28 protein-coding genes are annotated in these 25,057 nt (G+C 59.1%); all 28 read left to right on the top strand.

Translation table 11 applies throughout. From position 1 onward, the window contains the following. The first annotated feature begins 62 nt into the window (after positions 1 to 62). The 28 genes from rpoB to rplO all read left to right on the top strand — a co-directional run bounded on the left by rpoB (position 63) and on the right by rplO (position 25,020). Positions 63 to 4,169 (top strand): DNA-directed RNA polymerase subunit beta, encoded by a 4,107-nt coding sequence (rpoB, locus tag BXE_RS20365; RefSeq protein WP_011490059.1) that lies wholly within the window; start codon positions 63 to 65, stop codon positions 4,167 to 4,169. Between the two features lie 21 nt (positions 4,170 to 4,190). After that, positions 4,191 to 8,429: a DNA-directed RNA polymerase subunit beta' gene (rpoC, locus tag BXE_RS20360; protein ID WP_011490058.1), complete on the top strand. Its 4,239-nt coding sequence runs from the start codon at positions 4,191 to 4,193 to the stop codon at positions 8,427 to 8,429. Between the two features lie 218 nt (positions 8,430 to 8,647). After that, positions 8,648 to 10,495 (top strand): DNA helicase RecQ, encoded by a 1,848-nt coding sequence (gene recQ / locus BXE_RS20355; RefSeq protein WP_011490057.1) that lies wholly within the window; start codon positions 8,648 to 8,650, stop codon positions 10,493 to 10,495. Positions 10,496 to 10,716: 221 nt separating this feature from the next. After that, positions 10,717 to 11,097: a 30S ribosomal protein S12 gene (gene rpsL / locus BXE_RS20350; protein ID WP_006998493.1), complete on the top strand. Its 381-nt coding sequence runs from the start codon at positions 10,717 to 10,719 to the stop codon at positions 11,095 to 11,097. A 192-nt stretch (positions 11,098 to 11,289) separates the two neighbouring features. Next, positions 11,290 to 11,760, top strand: a complete 471-nt coding sequence (gene rpsG / locus BXE_RS20345; RefSeq protein ID WP_006053291.1) for a 30S ribosomal protein S7 — start codon at positions 11,290 to 11,292, stop codon at positions 11,758 to 11,760. Positions 11,761 to 11,894: 134 nt separating this feature from the next. Beyond that, positions 11,895 to 13,997, top strand: a complete 2,103-nt coding sequence (gene fusA / locus BXE_RS20340; protein ID WP_011490056.1) for an elongation factor G — start codon at positions 11,895 to 11,897, stop codon at positions 13,995 to 13,997. Positions 13,998 to 14,044: 47 nt separating this feature from the next. After that, positions 14,045 to 15,235 carry an elongation factor Tu gene (gene tuf, locus BXE_RS20335; RefSeq protein WP_007180138.1) on the top strand — a complete coding sequence of 397 codons (1,191 nt, stop codon included), beginning with the start codon at positions 14,045 to 14,047 and terminating at the stop codon, positions 15,233 to 15,235. 129 nt (positions 15,236 to 15,364) lie between these two features. After that, positions 15,365 to 15,676, top strand: coding sequence for a 30S ribosomal protein S10 (rpsJ, locus tag BXE_RS20330; protein WP_006998489.1), 312 nt, complete (start codon positions 15,365 to 15,367; stop codon positions 15,674 to 15,676). Positions 15,677 to 15,888: 212 nt separating this feature from the next. Continuing rightward, positions 15,889 to 16,548 carry a 50S ribosomal protein L3 gene (rplC, locus tag BXE_RS20325; protein WP_007180137.1) on the top strand — a complete coding sequence of 220 codons (660 nt, stop codon included), beginning with the start codon at positions 15,889 to 15,891 and terminating at the stop codon, positions 16,546 to 16,548. Beyond that, positions 16,548 to 17,168 carry a 50S ribosomal protein L4 gene (gene rplD, locus BXE_RS20320; protein ID WP_007180136.1) on the top strand — a complete coding sequence of 207 codons (621 nt, stop codon included), beginning with the start codon at positions 16,548 to 16,550 and terminating at the stop codon, positions 17,166 to 17,168. The genes rplC and rplD overlap by 1 nt, the downstream gene beginning before the upstream one ends. After that, positions 17,165 to 17,479 (top strand): 50S ribosomal protein L23, encoded by a 315-nt coding sequence (gene rplW, locus BXE_RS20315; protein WP_007180135.1) that lies wholly within the window; start codon positions 17,165 to 17,167, stop codon positions 17,477 to 17,479. Before rplD ends, rplW begins: the two co-directional genes overlap by 4 nt. 2 nt (positions 17,480 to 17,481) lie before the next feature. Next, entirely contained in the window at positions 17,482 to 18,309 is an 828-nt protein-coding gene (gene rplB / locus BXE_RS20310) for a 50S ribosomal protein L2 (RefSeq protein WP_011490055.1), read from the top strand. A 10-nt stretch (positions 18,310 to 18,319) separates the two neighbouring features. Next, positions 18,320 to 18,595, top strand: coding sequence for a 30S ribosomal protein S19 (rpsS, locus tag BXE_RS20305; protein WP_004199273.1), 276 nt, complete (start codon positions 18,320 to 18,322; stop codon positions 18,593 to 18,595). 7 nt (positions 18,596 to 18,602) lie between these two features. Then, positions 18,603 to 18,935: a 50S ribosomal protein L22 gene (gene rplV, locus BXE_RS20300; protein ID WP_007180133.1), complete on the top strand. Its 333-nt coding sequence runs from the start codon at positions 18,603 to 18,605 to the stop codon at positions 18,933 to 18,935. A gap of 11 nt (positions 18,936 to 18,946) precedes the next feature. Continuing rightward, positions 18,947 to 19,753 (top strand): 30S ribosomal protein S3, encoded by an 807-nt coding sequence (gene rpsC, locus BXE_RS20295; protein WP_011490053.1) that lies wholly within the window; start codon positions 18,947 to 18,949, stop codon positions 19,751 to 19,753. 2 nt (positions 19,754 to 19,755) lie between these two features. Next, positions 19,756 to 20,172, top strand: a complete 417-nt coding sequence (gene rplP / locus BXE_RS20290; RefSeq protein WP_007180131.1) for a 50S ribosomal protein L16 — start codon at positions 19,756 to 19,758, stop codon at positions 20,170 to 20,172. 10 nt (positions 20,173 to 20,182) lie between these two features. After that, positions 20,183 to 20,377, top strand: coding sequence for a 50S ribosomal protein L29 (gene rpmC, locus BXE_RS20285; protein ID WP_007180130.1), 195 nt, complete (start codon positions 20,183 to 20,185; stop codon positions 20,375 to 20,377). After that, positions 20,374 to 20,646: a 30S ribosomal protein S17 gene (rpsQ, locus tag BXE_RS20280; RefSeq protein ID WP_007180129.1), complete on the top strand. Its 273-nt coding sequence runs from the start codon at positions 20,374 to 20,376 to the stop codon at positions 20,644 to 20,646. Before rpmC ends, rpsQ begins: the two co-directional genes overlap by 4 nt. Positions 20,647 to 20,936: 290 nt before the next feature. Further along, on the top strand, positions 20,937 to 21,305 hold the full coding sequence (rplN, locus tag BXE_RS20275; protein ID WP_006052212.1) for a 50S ribosomal protein L14: 369 nt from the start codon (positions 20,937 to 20,939) through the stop codon (positions 21,303 to 21,305). 9 nt (positions 21,306 to 21,314) lie between these two features. Next, the gene (rplX, locus tag BXE_RS20270) at positions 21,315 to 21,623 is read left to right on the top strand and encodes a 50S ribosomal protein L24 (protein WP_011490052.1); all 309 of its coding nucleotides are present in this window, start codon (positions 21,315 to 21,317) and stop codon (positions 21,621 to 21,623) included. 17 nt (positions 21,624 to 21,640) lie between these two features. Then, positions 21,641 to 22,180, top strand: a complete 540-nt coding sequence (gene rplE / locus BXE_RS20265) for a 50S ribosomal protein L5 (RefSeq protein ID WP_006052214.1) — start codon at positions 21,641 to 21,643, stop codon at positions 22,178 to 22,180. 7 nt (positions 22,181 to 22,187) lie between these two features. After that, entirely contained in the window at positions 22,188 to 22,493 is a 306-nt protein-coding gene (rpsN, locus tag BXE_RS20260) for a 30S ribosomal protein S14 (RefSeq protein WP_006052215.1), read from the top strand. Between the two features lie 14 nt (positions 22,494 to 22,507). Further along, positions 22,508 to 22,903, top strand: coding sequence for a 30S ribosomal protein S8 (gene rpsH, locus BXE_RS20255; protein ID WP_006052216.1), 396 nt, complete (start codon positions 22,508 to 22,510; stop codon positions 22,901 to 22,903). A gap of 18 nt (positions 22,904 to 22,921) precedes the next feature. After that, complete coding sequence (gene rplF / locus BXE_RS20250) at positions 22,922 to 23,452, top strand: 50S ribosomal protein L6 (protein WP_011490051.1); 531 nt, start codon at positions 22,922 to 22,924, stop codon at positions 23,450 to 23,452. Positions 23,453 to 23,464: 12 nt separating this feature from the next. Beyond that, a complete protein-coding gene (gene rplR / locus BXE_RS20245; protein ID WP_006052218.1) occupies positions 23,465 to 23,830 on the top strand; it encodes a 50S ribosomal protein L18 in 366 nt (121 codons plus the stop codon). A gap of 14 nt (positions 23,831 to 23,844) precedes the next feature. Continuing rightward, on the top strand, positions 23,845 to 24,363 hold the full coding sequence (gene rpsE, locus BXE_RS20240; protein WP_007180127.1) for a 30S ribosomal protein S5: 519 nt from the start codon (positions 23,845 to 23,847) through the stop codon (positions 24,361 to 24,363). 10 nt (positions 24,364 to 24,373) lie between these two features. Further along, positions 24,374 to 24,556: a 50S ribosomal protein L30 gene (rpmD, locus tag BXE_RS20235; RefSeq protein ID WP_007180126.1), complete on the top strand. Its 183-nt coding sequence runs from the start codon at positions 24,374 to 24,376 to the stop codon at positions 24,554 to 24,556. Between the two features lie 29 nt (positions 24,557 to 24,585). Beyond that, on the top strand, positions 24,586 to 25,020 hold the full coding sequence (gene rplO / locus BXE_RS20230; protein WP_011490050.1) for a 50S ribosomal protein L15: 435 nt from the start codon (positions 24,586 to 24,588) through the stop codon (positions 25,018 to 25,020). The last annotated feature ends 37 nt before the right edge of the window (positions 25,021 to 25,057 follow it).

Below are 25,057 nucleotides of genomic sequence, written 5' to 3'. Positions count from 1 at the left end.
TCGGGTTGTCTCATCAAGGTATCCTGCCTCGACAACAATGCCCGCCGTGATTCGGAGATCGTATGCAATATTCCTTCACCGAGAAGAAGCGTATTCGCAAGAGTTTTGCGAAGCGCCCCATCGTTCACCAAGTACCTTTCCTGCTGGCTACCCAGCTTGAATCATTCAGCACGTTTCTGCAAGCAGACACGTCGTCCACGCAACGCAAGCCGGAAGGCCTGCAAGCTGCGTTTACCTCCGTTTTTCCCATTGTTTCGCATAACGGGTTCGCTCGTCTAGAGTTCGTCAGCTACATGCTGTCGCCGCCGGCATTCAACATCAAGGAATGTCAGCAGCGCGGTTTGACCTATTGCTCGGCCCTGCGCGCGAAAGTGCGTCTGGTGCTGCTCGACAAGGAATCCCCGAGCAAGCCGGTCGTCAAGGAAGTGAAGGAACAGGAAGTGTACATGGGCGAAATTCCGCTCATGACGCCGACGGGTTCGTTCGTCATCAACGGCACGGAACGTGTGATCGTTTCGCAGCTGCACCGTTCGCCTGGCGTGTTCTTCGAACACGACAAGGGCAAGACGCACAGCTCGGGCAAGCTGCTGTTCTCGGCACGTATCATTCCTTACCGCGGTTCGTGGCTCGATTTTGAGTTCGACCCGAAGGATGTGCTGTACTTCCGCGTCGACCGCCGCCGCAAGATGCCGGTCACGATCCTGCTGAAGGCAATCGGCCTCACGCCGGAACAGATCCTCGCAAACTTCTTCGTGTTCGACAATTTCACGCTGATGCCGGAAGGCGCGCAGATGGAATTCGTGCCGGAGCGTTTGCGTGGTGAAGTCGCGCGTTTCGACATCACGGACCGTGACGGCAACGTGATCGTCCAGAAGGACAAGCGGATCAACGCCAAGCACATTCGCGATCTCGACAACGCCAAGACCAAGTTCATCTCGGTCCCGGAAGACTATTTGCTCGGCCGCGTGCTGGCGAAGAACGTGGTCGACGGCGACACGGGTGAAGTCATCGCTAACGCGAACGACGAAATCACGGAAACCGTGCTCGAGAAGCTGCGCGAGTCGAAGATCAAAGACATCCAGACGCTCTACACGAACGATCTGGATCAAGGTCCGTACATCTCGTCGACACTGCGTATCGACGAAACCGCGGACAAGATGGCCGCGCGCATTGCAATTTACCGCATGATGCGTCCGGGCGAGCCGCCGACCGAAGAAGCGGTCGAGGCGCTATTCAACCGTCTGTTCTACAGCGAAGACGCATACGACCTGTCCAAGGTGGGTCGTATGAAGTTCAATCGCCGTGTCGGCCGCGACGAAATCGTCGGTCCGATGACGCTGCAAGACGACGATATCCTCGCCACGATCAAGATCCTGGTCGAGCTGCGTAACGGCAAGGGCGAAGTGGACGACATCGACCACTTGGGCAATCGTCGTGTGCGTTGCGTCGGCGAACTGGCCGAAAACCAGTTCCGCGCCGGTCTCGTGCGTGTCGAACGTGCTGTGAAGGAACGCCTCGGCCAGGCCGAAAGCGAAAACCTGATGCCGCACGATCTGATCAACTCGAAGCCGATTTCGTCGGCGATTCGCGAGTTCTTCGGTTCGTCGCAGCTGTCGCAGTTCATGGACCAAACGAACCCGCTGTCGGAAATCACCCACAAGCGCCGTGTTTCGGCTCTTGGCCCGGGCGGTTTGACGCGTGAGCGCGCCGGCTTTGAAGTCCGTGACGTGCATCCGACTCACTACGGTCGCGTGTGCCCGATTGAAACGCCGGAAGGTCCGAACATCGGCCTGATCAACTCGCTCGCTCTGTACGCGCACCTGAACGAATACGGCTTCCTCGAAACGCCGTATCGCAAGGTCGTGGACAGCAAGGTGACCGATCAGATCGACTATCTGTCGGCGATCGAAGAAGGCCGTTACGTGATCGCTCAGGCGAACGCGGCGGTGGCGGAAGACGGCTCGCTGACCGACGAACTGGTGTCGTCGCGTGAAGCAGGCGAAACGCTGATGGTCACGCCGGACCGCATCCAGTACATGGACGTGGCGCCGTCGCAGATCGTGTCGGTGGCAGCATCGCTGATTCCGTTCCTCGAGCACGATGACGCGAACCGCGCGTTGATGGGTTCGAACATGCAGCGTCAGGCTGTGCCGTGTCTGCGTCCTGAAAAGGCCGTGGTCGGTACCGGTATCGAGCGCACGGTGGCAGTCGACTCGGGTACGACGGTTCAGGCATTCCGCGGTGGCGTGGTGGACTACGTCGACGCAGGCCGTATGGTGATCCGCGTGAACGATGACGAAGCCGTTGCTGGCGACGTCGGCGTGGACATCTACAACCTGATCAAGTACACGCGTTCGAACCAGAACACGAACATCAACCAGCGCCCGATCGTGAAGGTCGGCGACATCGTGTCGCGTGGCGACGTGCTGGCTGACGGCGCATCCACCGACCTCGGCGAACTGGCTCTCGGCCAGAACATGCTGGTCGCGTTCATGCCGTGGAACGGCTACAACTTCGAAGACTCGATCCTGATCTCTGAGAAGGTGGTTGCCGACGACCGTTACACGTCGATCCACATTGAAGAACTGAACGTCGTGGCTCGCGATACGAAGCTCGGACCGGAAGAAATCACGCGCGACATCTCGAACCTGGCTGAAGTGCAACTCGGCCGTCTCGACGAGTCGGGCATCGTCTACATCGGCGCTGAAGTCGAAGCAGGCGACGTGCTGGTCGGCAAGGTCACGCCGAAGGGCGAAACCCAGCTGACACCGGAAGAAAAGCTGCTGCGCGCGATCTTCGGTGAGAAGGCTTCGGACGTGAAGGACACGTCGCTGCGCGTGCCGTCGGGCATGAGCGGCACCGTGATCGACGTTCAAGTGTTCACGCGTGAAGGCATTCAGCGCGACAAGCGCGCGCAACAGATCATCGACGATGAACTGAAGCGTTACCGCCTCGACCTGAACGACCAGCTGCGTATCGTGGAAGGCGACGCGTTCCAGCGTCTCGCACGTATGCTGACCGGCAAGGTCGCGAACGGCGGTCCGAAGAAACTGGCGAAGGGCACGAAGATCGAACAGGCTTACCTGGAAGATCTGGATCACTACCACTGGTTCGACATCCGCCTCGCGGACGAAGAAGCAGCGGCACAGCTCGAAGCGATCAAGGACTCGATCGAACAGAAGCGTCACCAGTTCGATCTGGCGTTCGAAGAAAAGCGCAAGAAACTCACGCAAGGCGACGAACTGCCGCCGGGCGTGTTGAAGATGGTCAAGGTGTACCTGGCAGTCAAGCGCCGCCTGCAGCCTGGCGACAAGATGGCCGGCCGTCACGGTAACAAGGGCGTGGTATCGAAGATCGTTCCGATCGAAGACATGCCGTACATGGCCGACGGCCGTCCGGCTGACGTCGTTCTGAACCCGCTCGGCGTGCCGTCGCGGATGAACGTGGGTCAGGTTCTCGAAGTGCATCTGGGTTGGGCCGCGAAGGGTCTCGGCTGGCGTATCGGCGAAATGCTGCAGCGTCAGGCCAAGATCGCTGAACTGCGCGAATTCCTGACCAAGATCTACAACGAGTCGGGCCGCGCTGAAGAGCTGGACAGCTTCACGGACGACGAAATCGTCGAACTGGCGAAGAACCTGCGCGAAGGCGTGCCGTTCGCTACGCCGGTGTTCGACGGCGCGACGGAAGAGGAAATGTCGCGCGCGCTGGATCTCGCATTCCCGGACGACATCGCGAAGAACCTCGGCATGACGCCGTCGAAGAACCAGGTGCGTCTGTACGACGGCCGCACGGGCGAAATGTTCGAACGTACGGTGACGGTCGGCTACATGCACTACCTGAAACTGCACCACCTGGTCGACGACAAGATGCACGCGCGTTCCACGGGCCCGTACTCGCTCGTGACGCAGCAGCCGTTGGGCGGTAAGGCGCAATTCGGTGGCCAGCGTTTCGGTGAAATGGAAGTGTGGGCGCTCGAAGCGTACGGCGCATCGTACGTGCTGCAGGAAATGCTGACGGTGAAGTCGGACGACGTGACAGGCCGGACCAAGGTTTATGAAAACCTGGTCAAGGGCGATCACGTGATCGACGCCGGCATGCCGGAATCCTTCAACGTGTTGGTGAAGGAAATCCGCTCGCTCGGTATCGATATCGACCTCGACCGCAACTAATCGGACTACGGAGAGAAAGCAATGAAAGCTCTGCTCGATCTATTCAAGCAAGTCCAACAGCCTGAAGTTTTTGACGCGATCAAGATCGGTCTGGCTTCGCCGGACAAGATCCGTTCGTGGTCGTTCGGTGAAGTGAAGAAGCCGGAAACCATCAACTACCGGACGTTCAAGCCGGAACGCGATGGTTTGTTCTGCGCGAAGATCTTCGGGCCGATCAAAGACTACGAATGTCTTTGCGGTAAGTACAAGCGCCTGAAGCATCGTGGCGTGATCTGCGAGAAGTGCGGCGTCGAAGTGACGCTGGCGAAAGTGCGTCGCGAACGCATGGGCCACATCGAACTGGCCTCGCCGGTTGCGCACATCTGGTTTTTGAAGTCGCTGCCGTCGCGTCTGGGCATGGTGCTCGACATGACGCTGCGCGATATCGAACGCGTGCTGTATTTCGAAGCATACGTGGTGATCGATCCGGGCATGACGCCGCTGAAAGCGCGGCAGATCATGACGGAAGAGGATTACTACAACAAGGTCGAAGAATACGGTGACGAATTCCGTGCCGAGATGGGCGCGGAAGGCGTGCGCGAGCTGCTGCGCGCGATCAACATCGACGAACAGGTCGAGATGCTGCGCACCGAACTCAAGAACACGGGTTCGGAAGCGAAGATCAAGAAGTACGCGAAGCGCCTGAAGGTGCTCGAGGCTTTCCAGCGTTCGGGCATCAAGCCTGACTGGATGGTGCTCGAAGTGCTGCCGGTGCTGCCGCCGGAACTGCGTCCGCTGGTGCCGCTCGACGGCGGCCGCTTCGCGACGTCGGACCTGAACGACCTGTATCGCCGCGTGATCAACCGTAACAACCGGTTGAAGCGTCTGCTCGAACTGAAGGCGCCTGAAATCATCGTCCGCAACGAAAAGCGGATGCTGCAGGAAGCCGTCGATTCGCTGCTCGACAACGGTCGCCGCGGTAAGGCCATGACCGGCGCGAACAAGCGTCCGCTGAAGTCGCTCGCTGACATGATCAAGGGTAAGGGCGGTCGTTTCCGTCAGAACCTGCTTGGTAAGCGCGTCGACTATTCGGGCCGTTCGGTGATCGTGGTCGGCCCGACGCTCAAGCTGCATCAGTGCGGTCTGCCGAAGCTGATGGCGCTCGAACTGTTCAAGCCGTTCATCTTCAACAAGCTCGAAGTGATGGGTGTCGCTACCACCATCAAGGCCGCGAAGAAGGAAGTCGAGAACCAGACGCCGGTGGTGTGGGACATTCTCGAAGAAGTCATTCGTGAACATCCGGTCATGCTGAACCGTGCGCCTACGCTTCACCGTCTCGGCATTCAGGCTTTCGAGCCGGTGCTGATCGAAGGTAAGGCTATCCAGTTGCATCCGCTCGTTTGCGCGGCGTTCAACGCCGACTTCGACGGTGACCAGATGGCTGTTCACGTGCCGCTGTCGCTGGAAGCGCAGATGGAAGCGCGTACGTTGATGCTGGCGTCGAACAACATTCTGTTCCCGGCCAACGGCGATCCGTCGATCGTGCCGTCGCAGGATATCGTGCTCGGTCTGTACTACGCGACCCGTGAAGCAGTGAACGCCAAGGGCGAAGGTCTGACGTTCACCGGCGTTTCGGAAGCGTTGCGTGCGTACGAGAACAAGGAAGTCGAGCTGGCCTCGCGCGTCAACGTGCGGATCACGGAAATGGTCCATAACGAAGACAAGTCGGACGGTGCGCCGGCGTTCGTGCCGAAGATCTCGCTGTACGCGACCACCGTCGGCCGCGCAATCCTGTCGGAAATCCTTCCGCCGGGCCTGCCGTTTTCGGTGCTCAACAAGCCGCTGAAGAAGAAGGAAATCTCGCGCCTCATCAACACCGCATTCCGCAAGTGCGGTCTGCGTGAAACGGTGATTTTCGCCGACCAGTTGATGCAGTCGGGTTTCCGTCTGGCAACGCGCGCTGGTATCTCGATCTGCGTCGACGACATGCTCGTGCCGCCGCAGAAGGAAACCATCGTTGGCGACGCCGCGAAGAAGGTGAAGGAATACGACCGTCAGTACATGTCGGGTCTCGTCACGTCGCAAGAGCGCTACAACAACGTGGTCGACATCTGGTCGGCAACGTCGGAAGCGGTCGGCAAGGCGATGATGGAACAGTTGTCGACGGAACCGGTCACGGATCGCGACGGCAACGAAACGCGTCAGGAATCGTTCAACTCGATTTACATGATGGCGGACTCGGGTGCTCGTGGTTCCGCGGTTCAGATTCGTCAGCTGGCCGGTATGCGTGGCCTGATGGCGAAGCCGGACGGCTCGATCATCGAGACGCCGATTACGGCGAACTTCCGTGAAGGCCTGAACGTGTTGCAGTACTTCATCTCGACCCACGGCGCACGTAAGGGTCTGGCTGATACGGCACTGAAGACGGCGAACTCGGGTTACCTGACGCGTCGTCTCGTGGACGTGACGCAGGATCTGGTGGTGGTCGAGGACGATTGCGGTACGTCCAACGGCGTTGCCATGAAGGCGTTGGTCGAAGGCGGTGAAGTCGTCGAAGCGCTGCGTGACCGTATTCTCGGTCGCGTGACGGTGGCTGACGTCGTCAATCCGGAATCGCAGGAAACCCTGTACGAAACGGGCACGTTGCTCGACGAAGATGCGGTCGAAGAAATCGAACGCCTCGGCATCGACGAAGTGCGCGTGCGTACGCCGCTGACTTGCGAGACGCGTTACGGTCTGTGCGCAGCCTGCTACGGCCGCGACCTGGGCCGCGGCTCGTCGGTCAACGTCGGTGAAGCAGTCGGCGTGATCGCTGCTCAGTCGATCGGTGAACCGGGCACGCAGCTTACGATGCGTACGTTCCACATCGGTGGTGCGGCATCGCGTGCGGCAGTGGCTTCGTCGGTTGAAGCGAAGTCGAACGGTACGGTGCGTTTCACCGCAACCATGCGTTACGTCACCAACGCGAAGGGCGAGCAGATCGTCATCTCGCGTTCGGGCGAAGCGATGATCACCGACGACCACGGTCGCGAGCGCGAACGTCACAAGGTGCCGTACGGCGCGACGCTGTTGCAACTGGACGGCGCGCAGATCAAGGCCGGCACGCAACTGGCCACGTGGGACCCGATGACGCGTCCGATCATCACCGAGTACGGTGGTACGGTGAAGTTCGAAAACGTCGAAGAAGGCGTGACGGTTGCCAAGCAGATCGACGACGTGACGGGTCTGTCCACGCTGGTCGTGATCGACGTGAAGCGTCGTGGTTCGCAAGCGTCGAAGACGGTGCGTCCGCAGGTCAAGCTGCTCGATGCGAACGGCGAAGAAGTCAAGATCCCGAACACCGAGCACTCGGTGCAGATCGGCTTCCAGGTCGGCGCTCTGATCACCGTGAAGGATGGTCAGCAAGTGCAGGTCGGTGAAGTGCTCGCACGGATCCCGACTGAATCGCAGAAGACGCGTGACATTACCGGCGGTCTGCCGCGTGTGGCGGAACTGTTCGAAGCACGTTCGCCGAAGGACGCAGGTATCCTGGCGGAAGTCACGGGTACGACGTCGTTCGGTAAGGACACGAAGGGCAAGCAGCGTCTCGTTATCACGGACCTCGAGGGCAACCAGCACGAGTTCCTGATCGCGAAGGAAAAGCAGGTTCTGGTGCACGATGGTCAGGTCGTCAACAAGGGCGAAATGATCGTCGACGGGCCGGCGGATCCGCACGACATTCTGCGTTTGCAGGGCGTCGAAGCGCTGTCGCGTTACATCGTGGACGAAGTGCAGGACGTGTACCGTCTGCAAGGCGTGAAGATCAACGACAAGCACATTGAAGTGATTGTTCGTCAGATGCTGCGCCGCGTGCAGATTACGGACAACGGCGATACGCGTTTCATCCCGGGCGAACAGGTCGAGCGGTCGGATATGCTCGACGAGAACGACCGTATGATCGCGGAAGACAAGCGTCCGGCAACGTACGAAAACGTGCTGCTCGGTATCACGAAGGCCTCGTTGTCGACCGATTCGTTCATCTCGGCGGCGTCGTTCCAGGAAACGACGCGCGTGCTGACCGAAGCGGCGATCATGGGCAAGCGCGACGACCTGCGTGGTCTGAAGGAAAACGTGATCGTCGGCCGTCTGATTCCGGCCGGTACGGGTCTCGCGTTCCACAAGGCACGCAAGAGCAAGGAACTGTCCGACCGCGAGCGTTTCGATCAGATCGCAGCGGAAGAGTCGTTCGAATTCGGTACGCCGGAAACTCCGGCCGCCGAACAGCAGCACTCAGGCGAGTAAGCTCAGGTCAGTGGCCGAGGCGGCACAAGCCGCCTCGGCTCACCAGCCAGCGAAGCCGCTCAGTTTCGACTGAGCGGCTTTTTTTATGCGCTTTCTTTTTACGCGCTTACCCCCTGCTTTGTTAGGCCGAAAGGCTAACGTTGCAGGAAAGCGCGGGCGCAGCACGAATGCGTTGGTAAAATTCGTGTCACCGGCATCACGCTGCTTCTCTCAAATCCATGTCCCGTCCGCTCGAAATCCTCAACGAAGTCTTCGGTTACCCCGCGTTCAGAGGACAGCAGGGCGAAATTGTCGAGCACGTCGCCGGCGGCGGCGATTGTCTCGTGCTGATGCCGACGGGCGGCGGCAAATCCTTGTGTTATCAGATTCCGTCGCTGGTGCGCCGCGAGCGCGGCTTCGGCACAGGCATCGTCGTGTCTCCGCTGATCGCGCTGATGCAGGATCAGGTGGCCGCGCTTACAGAGGTGGGCGTGCGCGCGGCGTACCTGAATTCGACGCTGTCGAGCGCCGAGGCGATGGCGACCGAGCGTGCATTGCGCGAAGGCGATATCGATCTCCTCTACGTGGCGCCGGAACGGTTGATGACGCCCCGTTTCCAGGAATTGCTGGAACGTACCCGCATCGGCTTGTTCGCCATCGACGAGGCTCATTGTGTGTCGCAATGGGGACATGATTTCCGGCCGGAATACATCCAGTTGTCGGTGCTGCACGAGCGGTTTCCGAACGTGCCTCGAATCGCGCTGACGGCCACCGCCGATGCAATCACGCGGGACGAGATCATCCACCGGCTCGCGCTGGACGACGCGCGCATTTTCGTGTCGAGCTTCGACCGGCCGAACATCCGCTATCGCATCGTTGAAAAGGACAACGCGCGTACGCAGTTGCTGGACTTTATCCGCGCGGAACATTCGAAGCCGGACGGCACGACCGACGCCGGCGTTGTCTATTGCCTGTCGCGCCGCAAGGTCGAAGAGACCGCGGAGTGGCTGAAAGAAAAAGGGATGCGTGCGCTGCCGTATCACGCCGGCATGGACTTCGAGATCCGTCAGAAGCATCAGGAGATGTTTCAGCGCGAGGAAGGCATCGTGATGTGCGCGACGATTGCATTTGGCATGGGCATCGACAAGCCGGACGTGCGTTTTGTCGCTCACCTCGACTTGCCGAAGAGCGTCGAAGGCTATTACCAGGAAACGGGGCGCGCGGGCCGCGACGGCATGCCGGCGAATGCGTGGATGGCCTACGGCCTCGGCGACGTCGTGCAGCAACGCAAGATGATCGACGAGTCCGACGCCGACGACGCGCACAAGCGCGTGCAGACCGGCAAGCTGGACGCGCTGCTCGGTCTGTGCGAAGCGGCAACCTGCCGGCGGGTGCGGTTGCTGGCGTATTTCGGCGAATCGAGCAAGCCATGTGGCAACTGCGACAACTGTCTTGAACCGCCGGACACGTGGGATGCTACGCGTGAGGCGCAGATGGCGCTGTCGTGCGTGTTCCGCGCGCAGCGGGCGAGCGGTTTTCATTTCGGCGCGGGACATCTGATCGACATCCTGCGCGGCAACAGCAACGAGAAAATCCTGCAGCGTGGTCATGAGAAACTGACCACGTTCGGTATCGGTTCGGCGCTAGGCGAACCCGAGTGGCGCGCGATATTTCGCCAACTCGTCGCGTTCGGCTATCTGACGGTCGATCATGAGGGGTTCGGCTCGCTGGTCCTGACCGAGACGAGCAAACCCGTGCTAAAGGGCGAGCAGAACGTCACGATGCGCCGGTACGTGAAGCCGACGCGTACACGTCAATCGTCCGGCCGCACCAGTGAACGCGCCGACCCGACAATCGGCATGGGACCACGTGAACGCGCCCGCTGGGAACGCCTGCGTGCGTGGCGCACCGAAACGGCGAAGAGCGACGGCGTGCCGGCGTATGTGATCTTCCACGACGCGACGCTGGCGGAAATCGCCCGTAACGGTCCCGATTCCATCGAAGATTTGCGTGGCATTCCGGGCATGGGCGCACGCAAGCTCGACCGCTTCGGCGACGAATTGCTGGAAGTCGTCGCCGCCGACTAAGCGCTCAGCGAGCGCCTGGCCAGGTCGGCAGGGGTACGAAACATCGCAACCTGTTGACTCCCTTAGTAATTTCGGAATATTATGCTAGGTTCCGGTTCTTGGAATGCCTGCGCGCGAAGTCTATTCGTGCGCCGACTACCGGTCCGGAAGTTCGATGCGCAATCGTTTCTGCTTTGCCCGGAAACAGATGCGTCGATTTTGTTCAATTTCAGGAATAAACAATGCCAACCATCAATCAACTGGTTCGCAAAGGCCGCGCGTCGGAAACGACGAAGAGCAAGAGCCCGGCTTTGCAGGACTGCCCCCAGCGTCGCGGCGTGTGCACCCGTGTGTACACCACGACGCCGAAGAAGCCTAACTCGGCACTGCGTAAGGTTGCCAAGGTTCGTCTGACGAACGGCTTCGAAGTGATTTCTTACATCGGTGGTGAAGGCCACAATCTGCAGGAACACTCGGTCGTGCTGATTCGCGGCGGTCGTGTCAAGGACTTGCCGGGTGTGCGTTACCACATGGTTCGTGGCTCGCTGGATACCCAGGGCGTCAAGGATCGTAAGCAGGCTCGCTCGAAGTACGGTGCGAAGCGTGCAAAAGCTGGTAAATAAGCTGGCAACCAATTAGCCGGTCAGTAGTTTCAGGTCGCCTGCAAAGGCGGTAATAGCGGTGGTGCCGGAATCGCCGGTGCTGTCGAGTAAGTGGTCACCCGACCAGGCTGGTAAGTCGTTAGGGATGAATCGGGTTAGTTGGTGGCCGCGGGGCTAAAAGTTAGCTCCAACTGAAAAGTTAAAGGAAGAAACATGCCGCGTCGTCGCGAAGTCCCCAAGCGGGAAGTGTTGCCGGATCCGAAATTCGGTAACGTTGATGTAGCTAAGTTCATGAACGTGCTGATGCTCTCGGGCAAGAAGTCGGTTGCCGAGCGTATCGTGTACGGCGCTTTCGAACAGATCCAGACCAAGGGTGGCAAGGACCCGCTGGAAGTGTTTACGGTAGCGCTCAACAACGTCAAGCCGGTGGTCGAAGTGAAGAGCCGCCGCGTTGGTGGTGCGAACTATCAGGTTCCGGTCGAAGTGCGCCCGTCGCGTCGTATGGCATTGGCGATGCGTTGGCTGCGTGAGGCCGCGAAGAAGCGCAGCGAGAAGTCGATGGCCCTGCGTCTGGCAGGTGAACTCTCCGAAGCGGCCGAAGGCCGTGGCGGCGCAATGAAGAAGCGCGACGAAGTTCACCGGATGGCAGAAGCCAACAAGGCGTTCTCGCACTTCCGTTTCTAAGCTTCCCCACCCCGGGTTTAGCAGAAAAAACGGAAAGAAATTCCGGGCGGGTGCGCTTACAAAGCGCCTCGCCCGTTTGTGTTACAGCGCGATGGGTATTTTCTCGCATCGCGTCATCCCAATAGAGGATCAAAGTGGCTCGCAAGACACCTATCGAGCGCTACCGTAACATCGGTATTAGCGCTCACATCGACGCCGGCAAAACGACGACGACCGAGCGCATCCTGTTCTACACCGGCGTGAACCACAAGATTGGTGAAGTTCACGACGGCGCTGCCACCATGGACTGGATGGAGCAGGAGCAGGAACGCGGTATCACGATCACGTCCGCTGCTACCACGGCGTTCTGGAAAGGCATGGCCGGCGACCGCGCTGAGCACCGCATCAACATCATCGACACCCCGGGTCACGTCGACTTCACGATTGAAGTTGAGCGCTCGATGCGCGTGCTCGACGGCGCGTGCATGGTGTACTGCGCTGTGGGCGGCGTTCAGCCCCAGTCGGAAACCGTGTGGCGTCAGGCTAACAAGTACAAGGTTCCCCGTCTCGCGTTCATCAACAAGATGGACCGTACCGGCGCGAACTTCTTCAAGGTTTACGACCAGCTCAAGCTGCGTCTGAAGGCGAACCCGGTTCCGGTCGTGGTGCCTATCGGCGCGGAAGAAAACTTCACGGGCGTCGTCGATCTGCTGAAGATGAAGGCGATCATTTGGGACGAAGCGTCCCAAGGCACGAAGTTCTCGTACGAAGAAATTCCGGCTGAACTGGTCGACTCGTGCAACGAGTGGCGCGAAAAGATGGTCGAAGCGGCTGCTGAGTCGAGCGAAGACCTGATGAACAAGTACCTCGAAGAGGGCGAACTGACGGAAGCGGAAATCGTCAAGGGTCTGCGCGACCGTACGATTGCTTGCGAAATCCAGCCCATGCTGTGCGGTACCGCGTTCAAGAACAAGGGCGTGCAACGCATGCTGGACGCCGTGCTCGACTTCCTGCCGTCGCCGATCGACATCCCGCCGGTTACCGGCGAGCTGGAAAACGGTGAAAAGGGCGAGCGCCGCGCTGCCGACGACGAAAAGTTCTCGGCACTGGCATTCAAGATCATGACCGACCCGTTCGTCGGCCAGCTGATCTTCTTCCGCGTGTACTCGGGCGTCGTGAATTCGGGCGACACCGTGCTGAACGCGACCAAAGACAAGAAGGAACGTCTGGGTCGTATTCTGCAGATGCACGCGAACCAGCGCGAAGAAATCAAGGAAGTCCGCGCAGGCGACATCGCTGCTGCAGTCGGCCTGAAAGACGCAACGACCGGTGACACGCTGTGCGATCCGCAAAGCCCGATCGTGCTCGAACGCATGATTTTCCCGGAGCCGGTGATTTCGCAGGCTGTTGAGCCGAAGACGAAGCCTGACCAGGAAAAGATGGGTCTGGCGCTGAACCGTCTGGCACAGGAAGATCCCTCGTTCCGCGTTCAAACGGACGAAGAATCGGGCCAAACCATTATTTCGGGCATGGGCGAGCTCCACCTGGAAATTCTGGTTGACCGTATGAAGCGCGAATTCGGCGTGGAAGCGACCGTCGGCAAGCCGCAGGTTGCTTATCGCGAAACGATTCGCGGCAAGGCGGAAGACGTTGACGGCAAGTTCGTCAAGCAGTCGGGTGGTCGCGGCCAGTACGGTCACGCGGTTATTACGCTCGAGCCGAACGAACAAGGCAAGGGCTACGAGTTCCTCGACGAGATCAAGGGCGGTGTGATTCCGCGCGAATACATCCCGGCGGTGGACAAGGGTATCCAGGAAACGCTGAAGGCAGGCGTGCTGGCGGGCTTCCCGGTCGTCGACGTCAAGGTTCACCTGACGTTCGGTTCGTACCACGACGTTGACTCGAACGAAAATGCGTTCCGCATGGCCGGCTCGATGGCGTTCAAGGAAGCAATGCGCAAGGCTCAACCGGTCATCCTCGAACCGATGATGGCAGTGGAAGTCGAAACGCCTGAAGATTACATGGGCAACGTGATGGGCGACCTGTCGGGTCGTCGCGGCATCGTGCAGGGCATGGACGACATGGTTGGCGGCGGCAAGATTGTTCGTGCCGAAGTGCCGCTGTCGGAAATGTTCGGCTACTCGACGTCGCTGCGTTCGCTGACCCAAGGTCGTGCAACGTACACGATGGAGTTCAAGCACTACTCCGAAGCACCGCGTAACGTGTCCGAAGCGATCATCAACGCGAAGTCGAAGTAATCGCGCGGCAAGTCATTCAACGATTAACTTTTTGAAAGAAGAGAAACATGGCTAAAGGTAAATTCGAACGGACCAAGCCGCACGTGAACGTCGGCACGATCGGTCACGTTGACCACGGCAAGACCACGCTGACGGCAGCGATCACGACGGTTCTGACGCAGAAGTTTGGCGGCGAAGCGAAGGCATACGACCAGATCGACGCGGCGCCGGAAGAGAAGGCGCGTGGTATCACGATCAACACGGCACACGTCGAGTACGAAACGGCTAACCGCCACTACGCACACGTCGACTGCCCGGGCCACGCTGACTATGTGAAGAACATGATCACGGGCGCAGCGCAGATGGACGGCGCGATCCTGGTGTGCTCGGCCGCTGACGGCCCGATGCCGCAAACGCGCGAGCACATCCTGCTGGCGCGTCAGGTTGGCGTGCCGTACATCATCGTGTTCCTGAACAAGTGCGACATGGTGGACGACGCTGAGCTGCTGGAGCTGGTCGAGATGGAAGTTCGCGAACTTCTGTCGAAGTACGACTTCCCGGGCGACGAGACGCCGATCATCAAGGGTTCGGCGAAGCTGGCGCTGGAAGGCGACAAGGGCGAGCTGGGCGAAGTGGCGATCATGAATCTGGCCGACGCGCTGGACACGTACATCCCGACGCCGGAGCGCGCAGTTGACGGTGCGTTCCTGATGCCGGTGGAAGACGTGTTCTCGATCTCGGGTCGCGGTACGGTGGTGACGGGTCGCGTTGAGCGCGGCGTCGTGAAGGTCGGCGAGGAAATCGAAATTGTCGGTATCAAGCCGACGGTGAAGACGACCTGCACGGGCGTGGAAATGTTCCGCAAGCTGCTCGATCAAGGTCAGGCGGGCGACAACGTGGGTATCCTGCTGCGCGGCACGAAGCGTGAAGACGTGGAGCGTGGCCAGGTGCTGGCCAAGCCGGGTTCGATCAACCCGCACACGCACTTCACGGCTGAAGTGTACGTGCTGAGCAAGGACGAAGGTGGCCGTCACACGCCGTTCTTCAACAACTATCGTCCGCAGTTCTACTTCCGTACGACGGACGTGACGGGCTCGATCGAGTTGCCGAAGGACAAGGAAATGGTCATGCCGGGCGACAACGTGTCGATCACGGTGAAGCTGATCAACCCGATCGCGATGGAAGAAGGTCTGCGTTTCGCAATCCGCGAAGGCGGCCGTACGGTCGGCGCAGGTGTGGTTGCCAAGATTCTCGAGTAAAATCGCGGCTTGACGTATTTGCTGCAAGTGGTGCCCGGAGCCGGGCGCCGGCCCTCAGCGGCCGCCCGGCTCTACGTTCTTTACTGTTTGGCGGTGCAATACCGCCTCGCTCTTTTCCAAGGAATTGTCATGCAGAACCAGAAAATCCGCATTCGCCTGAAGGCTTTCGACTATCGCCTGATCGATCAATCGGCTGCTGAAATCGTCGACACGGCAAAGCGGACTGGCGCAATCGTTCGTGGTCCGGTTCCGCTGCCGACCCGCATTCAACGCTTCGACATCCTGCGTTCGCCGCACGTCAACAAGACGTCGCGCGATCAGCTCGAAATCCGTACGCACCAACGCCTGATGGACATCGTCGATCCGACGGACAAGACCGTTGACGCACTGATGAAGCTGGACCTGCCGGCTGGCGTGGACGTGGAAATCAAGCTGCAATAAAGCTTCAAAGCGCTGCCTGGCTTACCGGGCTGCGCTAAGTCATTGATTGCTTGCGGAAAACGAAAAGTCTCGCTATAATAGTGGGCTTTTCGCGCATTTGCGCAAAAAAGTCGGTGTGCAGCAGCATGTCTTCATTCGAAGCGCATGCCCGAAACGGCACCGGCATTTTGTAAATTAGCCCCGACCAATCGCAGTCGGGAATGGAGAAAACGATGAGCCTTGGACTCGTAGGTCGCAAGGTTGGCATGACCCGTATCTTCACGGCAGAAGGGGATTCGATTCCCGTTACCGTGCTGGACGTGTCCGACAACCGCGTGACGCAGATCAAGACTGTTGAAACCGACGGCTACACGGCCGTACAGGTTGCATTCGGTACGCGCCGTGCATCGCGTGTGACGAAGCCGTTGGCCGGTCATCTCGCCAAAGCCGGTGTTCAAGCCGGTGAAATCCTCAAAGAATTCCAGATTGATGCTGCCAAGGCTGCCGAGTTGTCGAACGGCACCGTGGTCGGTCCCGACCTGTTCGAAGTAGGCCAGAAGGTCGACGTGCAAGGCGTGTCGATCGGTAAGGGCTACGCCGGTACCATCAAGCGTTACAACTTCGCATCCGGCCGTGCATCGCACGGTAACTCGCGCTCGCACAACGTGCCGGGTTCGATCGGTATGGCGCAGGATCCGGGTCGTGTTTTCCCGGGTAAGCGCATGACCGGTCACATGGGTGACGACACGGTAACGGTGCAAAACCTCGAAATCGCTCGTATCGACGCTGACCGCAAGCTGTTGCTGGTCAAGGGCGCCGTTCCGGGTGCGAAGGGTGGCAAGGTATTCGTTACGCCGGCCGTGAAGACGCGTGCCGTGAAAGGAGCGAAATAATGGAACTTAAGCTCCTGAATGCCAATGGTCAGGAAGGTGCAGGCGTTAGCGCGTCGGACGTCGTGTTCGGTCGCGATTACAACGAAGCCCTGATTCACCAGGTTGTGGTGGCGTATCAAGCGAATGCCCGTAGCGGCAACCGCGCGCAGAAGGACCGTGAGCAAGTCAAGCACACGACCAAGAAGCCGTGGCGCCAGAAGGGTACGGGCCGCGCCCGTGCCGGTATGTCGTCGAGCCCGTTGTGGCGCGGCGGTGGCCGGATCTTCCCGAATTCGCCGGAAGAAAACTTTTCGCACAAGGTCAACAAGAAGATGCATCGCGCAGGTCTCTGTTCGATCTTCTCGCAGCTGGCCCGCGAAGGCCGCATCTCGGTGGTCGACGAGCTGACGCTCGAAGCGCCGAAGACGAAGCTGCTGGCCGAAAAATTCAAGGCGATGGGTCTCGACTCCGTGCTGGTGATTACCGACACGGTTGACGAAAACCTGTACCTCGCGTCGCGCAACCTCGCCCATGTGGCAGTTGTCGAGCCGCGTTACGCCGACCCGCTGTCGCTGATCTACTTCAAGAAGATCCTGATCACGAAGGCTGCGGTCGCCCAGATCGAGGAGTTGCTGTCATGAGCGAGATTCGCAAGAACGATCATCGTTTGATGCAGGTCCTGCTCGCGCCGGTGATCTCCGAAAAGGCGACGCTGGTGGCCGACAAGAACGAGCAAGTCGTGTTCGAAGTCGCGCCCGATGCCACGAAGCAGGAAGTGAAAGCTGCAGTCGAGCTGCTGTTCAAGGTGGAAGTCAATTCCGTCAACGTGCTGGTCTCGAAGGGCAAAGCCAAGCGCTTTGGCCGCTTCATGGGCAAGCGCAAGGACGTGAAAAAGGCGTACGTCTGCCTGAAGCCCGGCCAGGAAATCAACTTTGAAGCGGAGGCCAAGTAATCATGGCAATCGTTAAAGTTAAGCCGACTTCGCCGGGTCGCCGTGCGATGGTCAAGGTGGTCAACAAGGATCTGCATAAGGGCAAGCCGTTCGCACCGCTGCTCGACTCGCAATCCACGACCGCCGGCCGTAACAACAACGGCCACATCACGACCCGTCATAAGGGTGGTGGTCACAAGCATCACTATCGTGTCGTCGATTTCCGTCGCAATAAGGACGGTATCGCAGCGAAGGTCGAACGTCTCGAGTACGACCCGAACCGTAGCGCGAACATTGCGCTGGTTCTGTACGCAGACGGCGAACGTCGCTACATCATTGCTCCGAAGGGTGTCACCGTCGGCCAGCAACTGATGTCGGGTTCGGAAGCGCCGATCCGCGCTGGCAACACGCTGCCGATCCGCAACATCCCGGTCGGTACGACGATCCACTGCATCGAAATGCTGCCGGGCAAGGGCGCGCAAATGGCGCGTTCGGCTGGTACGTCGGCGATGCTGCTGGCTCGTGAAGGTATCTACGCACAGGTCCGCCTGCGCTCGGGTGAAATCCGCCGCGTCCACGTTGAGTGCCGCGCGACAATCGGTGAAGTTGGCAACGAAGAGCACAGCCTCCGTCAAATCGGTAAGGCTGGCGCAAACCGCTGGCGCGGTATCCGCCCGACGGTGCGTGGCGTTGCAATGAACCCGGTCGATCACCCGCACGGTGGTGGTGAAGGCAAGACGGCTGCAGGTCGTGATCCGGTGAGCCCGTGGGGCACGCCTACTAAGGGTTATCGCACCCGCAGCAACAAGCGCACGACGAGCATGATCGTCCAGCGCCGTCACAAGCGTTAAGGAGTAGGCAATGGCACGTTCTGTAAAAAAAGGTCCGTTCTGCGACGCCCATTTGCTGAAGAAAGTTGAGGCGGCAGCAGCTTCGCGGGATAAGAAGCCGATCAAAACCTGGTCGCGCCGTTCGACGATCCTCCCGGATTTCATCGGTCTGACGATCGCCGTTCATAACGGCCGTCAACACGTTCCGGTGTACATCTCGGAAAACATGGTCGGCCACAAGCTTGGCGAGTTCGCATTGACCCGTACGTTCAAGGGTCATGCAGCCGACAAGAAGGCTAAGAAATAAGGGGCTCATGATGGAAGTGAAAGCAATTCATCGCGGTGCCCGCATCTCGGCGCAGAAAACGCGCCTTGTGGCTGACCAGATCCGCGGTTTGCCGGTCGACAAGGCGCTGAACGTTCTGACGTTCTCGCCGAAGAAGGCTGCGGGAATCGTGAAAAAGGTCGTGCTGTCGGCGATCGCGAATGCGGAGCATAACGAAGGCGCCGATATCGATGAGCTCAAGATCACGAGCATCTACATCGACAAGGCTGCGTCGCTCAAGCGTTTTACCGCGCGCGCTAAAGGCCGCGGTAACCGCATCGAGAAGCAATCCTGTCACATCACTGTGACGGTCGGGAATTAAGGGGTCATACGATGGGACAGAAAATTCATCCGACTGGCTTCCGTTTGGCCGTCAGCCGCAATTGGGCGTCGCGTTGGTACGCGAACAACAACAATTTCGCGGCGATGTTGCAGGAAGACATCGGTGTTCGTGAATACCTGAAGAAGAAGCTGAAGAACGCTTCGGTTGGTCGTGTCGTTATCGAGCGTCCGGCGAAAAACGCGCGCATCACGATTTATAGTTCGCGTCCGGGTGTGGTCATCGGTAAGAAGGGCGAAGATATCGAGCTGCTGAAGTCGGAACTGCAACGCCGCATGGGCGTTCCGGTCCACGTCAACATCGAAGAAATCCGCAAGCCGGAAACCGACGCGCAACTGATCGCGGATTCGATCACGCAGCAGCTCGAGCGCCGGATCATGTTCCGCCGCGCAATGAAACGTGCGATGCAAAACGCAATGCGTCTGGGTGCTCAGGGCATCAAGATCATGAGCGCTGGCCGCCTGAACGGTATCGAAATCGCCCGTACGGAATGGTATCGCGAAGGTCGCGTGCCGCTTCATACGCTGCGTGCTGATATCGACTACGCAACGTCGGAAGCAAAGACGACGTACGGCATCATCGGCGTGAAGGTGTGGGTCTACAAGGGCGACACGCTCGGCCGCAACGACGCACCGGTGGTTGAAGAAGTCGCCGAAGAAAAGCGTCCGCGCCGCAACGCACGTCCGGGTGGCGATCGTCGTCCGCGTCGCGATGGTGAAGGTGGTGGCCCGGCAGGTGCTCGCCGTGGCGCTCCTCGTCGTGCTGGCGGTGCCGGCGACGGCGGGAAGACTGGAGAATAACGATGCTGCAACCGAAACGCAGAAAGTATCGCAAAGAGCAGAAGGGTCGTAACACCGGTATCGCTACCCGCGGCAACGCGGTGTCGTTCGGTGAGTTCGGCCTGAAGGCTATCGGTCGTGGTCGCTTGACCGCGCGCCAGATTGAAGCGGCACGTCGTGCAATGACGCGTCACATCAAGCGTGGTGGCCGCATCTGGATCCGCATCTTCCCGGACAAGCCGATCTCGCACAAGCCGGCTGAAGTACGGATGGGTAACGGTAAGGGTAACCCTGAGTACTACGTCGCAGAGATTCAACCGGGCAAGATGCTGTACGAAATGGACGGCGTAACCGAAGAGCTGGCACGCGAAGCGTTCCGTCTGGCTGCAGCTAAGCTGCCGCTCAAGACGACGTTTATCGTGCGTCAGCTCGGCGCCTAAGGAGCAAATGATGAAGGCTTCCGAACTTCACCAGAAAGATCAGGCCGCGCTCAACAAGGAGCTGTCGGACCTGTTGAAGGCGCAATTCGGCCTGCGCATGCAACTCGCGACCCAGCAGCTCACGAACACGAGCCAGCTGAAGAAGGTTCGTCGCGACATCGCACGTGTGCGGACCGTCCTGACTGAGAAGGCGAACCAGAAATGAACGATAGCGTAAAAACCTCGCTTAAGCGGACGCTGGTCGGCAAGGTCGTCAGCAACAAGATGGACAAGACGGTCACCGTGCTGGTTGAGCACCGCGTGAAGCACCCGATCTACGGCAAATACGTTGTGCGTTCGAAGAAGTACCACGCGCATGACGATGCGAACACGTACAACGAGGGCGACCTCGTTGAAATCCAGGAAACGCGTCCGATTTCGAAGACGAAAGCTTGGGTTGTGGCTCGCCTGGTCGAGGCTGCTCGCGTCATCTGACGCCGCAAAGTTGTAGAAGTAATTGAAATCGCAGTAAGTTTCGCTTGCAAGACCGAGATTATTTGTTATAATCTCGGTCTTCCCTCTTTTATGGGAGCCCCGTCGCGGGCGAAGTTGGTGGGGGAAGCGGTTCGGGCGCCAGCCTGTTCCGAAGGATTCACCGCATTGCGATGGCGGGTTTCGTTTGCCGTCGCTGCTGTTCTAACCCAAGCAGCCGATTGGCTGACGGGACCAAGACTGACCGGGTGCGCCATGGTGGTGTGACCGGATTAAGTTGGGAAAGATAAACCATGATCCAGACCGAAACTCGGCTTGAAGTGGCCGACAACACGGGTGCACGTGAAGTCATGTGCATCAAGGTGCTCGGCGGCTCGAAGCGTCGTTATGCCAGCATTGGCGACATCATCAAGGTGACCGTCAAAGAAGCAACGCCGCGCGGGCGCGTGAAGAAAGGCGAAATTTATAACGCCGTGGTGGTTCGTACCGCCAAGGGCGTGCGCCGTCAGGACGGCTCGCTGATCAAGTTCGATGGCAACGCCGCTGTGTTGTTGAATGCCAAGCTCGAACCTATTGGCACCCGTATTTTCGGGCCTGTCACGCGCGAGTTGCGCAGCGAACGATTCATGAAGATCGTTTCGTTGGCACCTGAAGTGCTGTAAGGAGTCGCGATGAACAAGATTCGCAAAGGTGACGAAGTTATCGTCATCACCGGCAAAGATAAAGGCAAGCGCGGCGTCGTGCTGTCCGTTGGCGAAGGCAAAGTGATTGTCGAGGGTATCAACCTCGTCAAGAAGCACGTCAAGCCGAATCCGATGAAGGGTACGACGGGCGGTGTGGAAGCCAAGACGATGCCGCTGCAAATTTCGAACGTCGCATTGGTCGACGCGAATGGCAAGGCGTCGCGTGTAGGCATCAAGGTCGAGGGAGACAAGAAAATCCGTTTCCTTAAAACGACCGGTGCCGAGCTGAGCGCCTGACGCTGCGGAGTAAAAAAATGGCTCGTTTGCAAGAGTTTTACAAAGAAAAGGTTGTACCCGGCCTCATCGAGAAGTTCGGTTACAAGTCCGTGATGGAAGTGCCGCGCATCACCAAGATCACCCTTAATATGGGTCTTGGCGAAGCGGTCGCTGACAAGAAGATCATCGAAAACGCCGTTGGCGACCTGACGAAGATCGCAGGCCAGAAGCCGGTGATCACGAAGGCACGCAAGGCAATCGCTGGCTTCAAGATCCGTCAAGGCTATCCGATCGGTGCAATGGTCACGTTGCGTGGTCAGGCAATGTACGAATTTCTGGACCGTTTCGTGACGGTCGCGCTCCCCCGGGTGCGTGACTTCCGTGGCGTGTCGGGTCGTGCGTTCGACGGTCGCGGCAACTACAACATCGGTGTGAAAGAGCAGATCATTTTCCCCGAAATCGACTACGACAAGATCGACGCGCTGCGTGGGCTGAACATCAGCATCACGACGACTGCGAAGACCGACGACGAAGCAAAGGCTCTGCTCGCCAGCTTCAAGTTCCCGTTCAGAAACTGAGGTTACCGTGGCTAAACTGGCACTGATCGAACGTGAAAAGAAGCGTGCTCGCCTGGCCGCTAAGTACGCTCCCAAGCGTGCAGAGCTGAAAGCGATTATCGGCGATATGAGCAAGTCGGACGAAGAGCATTACGCAGCACGTCTGGAATTGCAACAACTGCCGCGTAACTCTAATCCGACCCGTAAGCGCAACCGTTGTGCAATTACCGGTCGCCCGCGTGGCACGTTCCGTAAATTCGGGCTGGCGCGTAACAAGATTCGCGAAATCGCGTTCCGCGGCGAGATCCCTGGCCTGACCAAGGCGAGCTGGTAATAGGAGAAACGTAAATGAGCATGAGTGATCCTATCGCCGATATGCTGACTCGCATCCGCAATGCGCAGATGGTTGAGAAAGTCTCGGTGACTATGCCCTCGTCGAAAGTCAAGGTTGCGATTGCGCAGGTCCTGAAGGACGAAGGTTATATCGATGATTTCGCAGTGAAGTCCGAAGGTGCGAAGTCTGAATTGAACATCGTGTTGAAGTACTACGCTGGCCGTCCGGTTATCGAACGCATTGAACGCGTCTCGAAGCCTGGTCTGCGTGTGTACCGCGGCCGTAACGACATCCCCGTGGTCATGAATGGCCTCGGCGTGGCAATCGTGTCGACGCCGAAGGGCGTGATGACGGACCGCAAGGCGCGTGCAACGGGCGTTGGCGGCGAAGTCATCTGCTACGTCGCTTAAGGCCGAAAGGAGAGAAACATGTCTCGAGTAGGTAAAAGCCCTGTCGCGCTGCAAGGCGCAGAAGTGGCCCTGAGCGACGAACGCATTACCGTCAAGGGCCCGCTGGGTACGATTTCGCAGGCTGCCAACAGCCTCGTGAAGGTGGTGAACGACAACGGCACGCTGAAGTTCGAGCCGGTTGACGAAAGCCGCGAAGCGAATGCGATGTCGGGCACGATGCGCGCACTGGTTGCGAACATGGTGAACGGCGTGACGAAGGGTTTCGAGCGCAAGCTGACGCTGGTTGGCGTTGGTTACCGCGCACAAGCGCAAGGCGACAAGCTGAACCTGTCGCTGGGTTTCTCGCACCCCGTGGTGCACCAGATGCCGGAAGGCATCAAGGCTGAAACCCCGACGCAAACCGAAATCGTGATCAAGGGGATCAACAAGCAACAAGTTGGCCAGGTCGCTGCAGAAGTGCGCGGCTATCGCCCGCCGGAGCCCTACAAGGGCAAGGGTGTGCGTTACGCCAATGAGGTTGTGATCCTCAAAGAAACGAAGAAGAAGTAAGGGTGCGCAATCATGGATAAGACTCAATCTCGCCTGCGCCGCGCTCGTCAGACGCGTATCAAGATCGCTGAGCTGCAGGTCGCGCGTCTCGCCGTGCATCGCACGAACACGCACATCTATGCGCAAGTGTTCTCGCCGTGCGGCACCAAGGTGCTCGCCAGCGCGTCGACGCTCGAGGCCGAAGTGCGTGCGCAACTGGCTGATCAGACGGGCAAGGGCGGCAATGTCGCTGCTGCTACGCTGATTGGTAAGCGCATCGCAGAAAAGGCTAAGGCTGCCGGCATCGAATCCGTCGCCTTCGACCGTTCCGGTTTCCGTTACCACGGCCGCGTGAAAGCGCTGGCTGATGCGGCGCGCGAAGCCGGACTCAAGTTCTAAGGGAAGAATTCGTCATGGCAAAGATGCAAGCGAAAGTTCAGGCTGACGAACGCGACGACGGCCTGCGCGAAAAGATGATTTCGGTCAACCGCGTTACCAAGGTTGTGAAGGGCGGCCGGATTCTCGGTTTTGCCGCACTGACCGTGGTTGGCGACGGTGATGGCCGCATCGGCATGGGCAAGGGCAAAGCGAAGGAAGTTCCGGTTGCTGTTCAGAAGGCAATGGAACAAGCTCGCCGCAACATGTTCAAGGTGCCGCTGAAGAACGGCACGTTGCAACACGAAGTGCATGGTAAGCATGGCGCATCTGCAGTCCTCCTCGCTCCGGCGAAGGATGGTACGGGCGTGATCGCTGGCGGCCCGATGCGCGCAGTGTTCGACGTGATGGGCGTGCAAAACGTGGTTGCTAAGAGCCACGGTTCGACGAACCCGTACAACCTCGTTCGTGCAACGCTCGATGGTCTGCGCAAGCAGTCCACGCCGGGTGACATCGCGGCGAAGCGCGGCAAGTCCGTCGAAGATATTCTGGGCTAAGGTGGACACCATGTCTGATAAAACTGTCAAGGTCCAGCTCGTCAAGAGCCTGATCGGCACCCGTGAAACGCACCGTGCGACGGTGCGTGGCTTGGGTCTGCGCCGACTCAACTCGGTTAGCGAGTTGCAGGACACGCCGGCCGTGCGCGGCATGATCAACAAGGTTTCGTACCTCGTTAAGGTCATCAGCTAAGCGGCTGACCAGGACTCAAGGAGTTGATAATGGAATTGAATAACCTGAAGCCGGCTGAAGGCGCGAAGCACGCAAAGCGTCGCGTTGGTCGCGGCATCGGCTCCGGCCTCGGCAAGACCGCTGGCCGTGGTCACAAGGGTCAGAAGTCGCGTTCGGGCGGCTTTCACAAGGTCGGCTTCGAAGGCGGTCAAATGCCGCTGCAACGTCGCCTGCCGAAGCGCGGCTTTACGTCGCTGACGAAGGAATTCGTTGGTGAAGTGCGTCTCTCGGATCTGGAAAAGCTGCCGGTCGACGAAATCGATCTGCTGGCTCTGAAGCAAGCCGGCCTGGTCGGCGAGCTGATCAAGAGCGCCAAGATCATCGCGACGGGCGAGCTGAAGCGCAAGGTCGTTGTGAAGGGTCTGGGTGCGACGAAGGGTGCGCGCGCTGCTATTGAAGCAGCTGGCGGCTCTTTTGCCGAGTAACGCGCAAGTTATTTGCCGTCACTAGCATTTGCATCGG

Origin of the sequence: Paraburkholderia xenovorans LB400 (genome assembly GCF_000013645.1) — a bacterium.
GTDB lineage: Bacteria > Pseudomonadota > Gammaproteobacteria > Burkholderiales > Burkholderiaceae > Paraburkholderia > Paraburkholderia xenovorans.
This window is presented reverse-complemented; position numbering and strand designations above follow the sequence as displayed.

What these genes read in the sequence shown, in the direction of transcription:
- rpsQ (WP_007180129.1), top strand. Translation starts at nt 20,374, where the DNA reads ATGAACGATAGCGTAAAAACCTCGCTTAAGCGGACGCTGGTCGGCAAG.
- rplO (WP_011490050.1), top strand. Translation starts at nt 24,586, where the DNA reads ATGGAATTGAATAACCTGAAGCCGGCTGAAGGCGCGAAGCACGCAAAG.
- rpsE (WP_007180127.1), top strand. Translation starts at nt 23,845, where the DNA reads ATGGCAAAGATGCAAGCGAAAGTTCAGGCTGACGAACGCGACGACGGC.
- rpmD (WP_007180126.1), top strand. Translation starts at nt 24,374, where the DNA reads ATGTCTGATAAAACTGTCAAGGTCCAGCTCGTCAAGAGCCTGATCGGC.
- rpsL (WP_006998493.1), top strand. Translation starts at nt 10,717, where the DNA reads ATGCCAACCATCAATCAACTGGTTCGCAAAGGCCGCGCGTCGGAAACG.
- rpoB (WP_011490059.1), top strand. Translation starts at nt 63, where the DNA reads ATGCAATATTCCTTCACCGAGAAGAAGCGTATTCGCAAGAGTTTTGCG.
- rplP (WP_007180131.1), top strand. Translation starts at nt 19,756, where the DNA reads ATGCTGCAACCGAAACGCAGAAAGTATCGCAAAGAGCAGAAGGGTCGT.
- rpsJ (WP_006998489.1), top strand. Translation starts at nt 15,365, where the DNA reads ATGCAGAACCAGAAAATCCGCATTCGCCTGAAGGCTTTCGACTATCGC.
- rplX (WP_011490052.1), top strand. Translation starts at nt 21,315, where the DNA reads ATGAACAAGATTCGCAAAGGTGACGAAGTTATCGTCATCACCGGCAAA.
- rplB (WP_011490055.1), top strand. Translation starts at nt 17,482, where the DNA reads ATGGCAATCGTTAAAGTTAAGCCGACTTCGCCGGGTCGCCGTGCGATG.
- rplW (WP_007180135.1), top strand. Translation starts at nt 17,165, where the DNA reads ATGAGCGAGATTCGCAAGAACGATCATCGTTTGATGCAGGTCCTGCTC.
- tuf (WP_007180138.1), top strand. Translation starts at nt 14,045, where the DNA reads ATGGCTAAAGGTAAATTCGAACGGACCAAGCCGCACGTGAACGTCGGC.
- rpsC (WP_011490053.1), top strand. Translation starts at nt 18,947, where the DNA reads ATGGGACAGAAAATTCATCCGACTGGCTTCCGTTTGGCCGTCAGCCGC.
- rpmC (WP_007180130.1), top strand. Translation starts at nt 20,183, where the DNA reads ATGAAGGCTTCCGAACTTCACCAGAAAGATCAGGCCGCGCTCAACAAG.
- rplR (WP_006052218.1), top strand. Translation starts at nt 23,465, where the DNA reads ATGGATAAGACTCAATCTCGCCTGCGCCGCGCTCGTCAGACGCGTATC.
- rpoC (WP_011490058.1), top strand. Translation starts at nt 4,191, where the DNA reads ATGAAAGCTCTGCTCGATCTATTCAAGCAAGTCCAACAGCCTGAAGTT.
- rplV (WP_007180133.1), top strand. Translation starts at nt 18,603, where the DNA reads ATGATGGAAGTGAAAGCAATTCATCGCGGTGCCCGCATCTCGGCGCAG.
- rplF (WP_011490051.1), top strand. Translation starts at nt 22,922, where the DNA reads ATGTCTCGAGTAGGTAAAAGCCCTGTCGCGCTGCAAGGCGCAGAAGTG.
- rplE (WP_006052214.1), top strand. Translation starts at nt 21,641, where the DNA reads ATGGCTCGTTTGCAAGAGTTTTACAAAGAAAAGGTTGTACCCGGCCTC.
- rplN (WP_006052212.1), top strand. Translation starts at nt 20,937, where the DNA reads ATGATCCAGACCGAAACTCGGCTTGAAGTGGCCGACAACACGGGTGCA.
- rpsH (WP_006052216.1), top strand. Translation starts at nt 22,508, where the DNA reads ATGAGCATGAGTGATCCTATCGCCGATATGCTGACTCGCATCCGCAAT.
- rpsG (WP_006053291.1), top strand. Translation starts at nt 11,290, where the DNA reads ATGCCGCGTCGTCGCGAAGTCCCCAAGCGGGAAGTGTTGCCGGATCCG.
- recQ (WP_011490057.1), top strand. Translation starts at nt 8,648, where the DNA reads ATGTCCCGTCCGCTCGAAATCCTCAACGAAGTCTTCGGTTACCCCGCG.
- rpsS (WP_004199273.1), top strand. Translation starts at nt 18,320, where the DNA reads ATGGCACGTTCTGTAAAAAAAGGTCCGTTCTGCGACGCCCATTTGCTG.
- rplD (WP_007180136.1), top strand. Translation starts at nt 16,548, where the DNA reads ATGGAACTTAAGCTCCTGAATGCCAATGGTCAGGAAGGTGCAGGCGTT.
- rplC (WP_007180137.1), top strand. Translation starts at nt 15,889, where the DNA reads ATGAGCCTTGGACTCGTAGGTCGCAAGGTTGGCATGACCCGTATCTTC.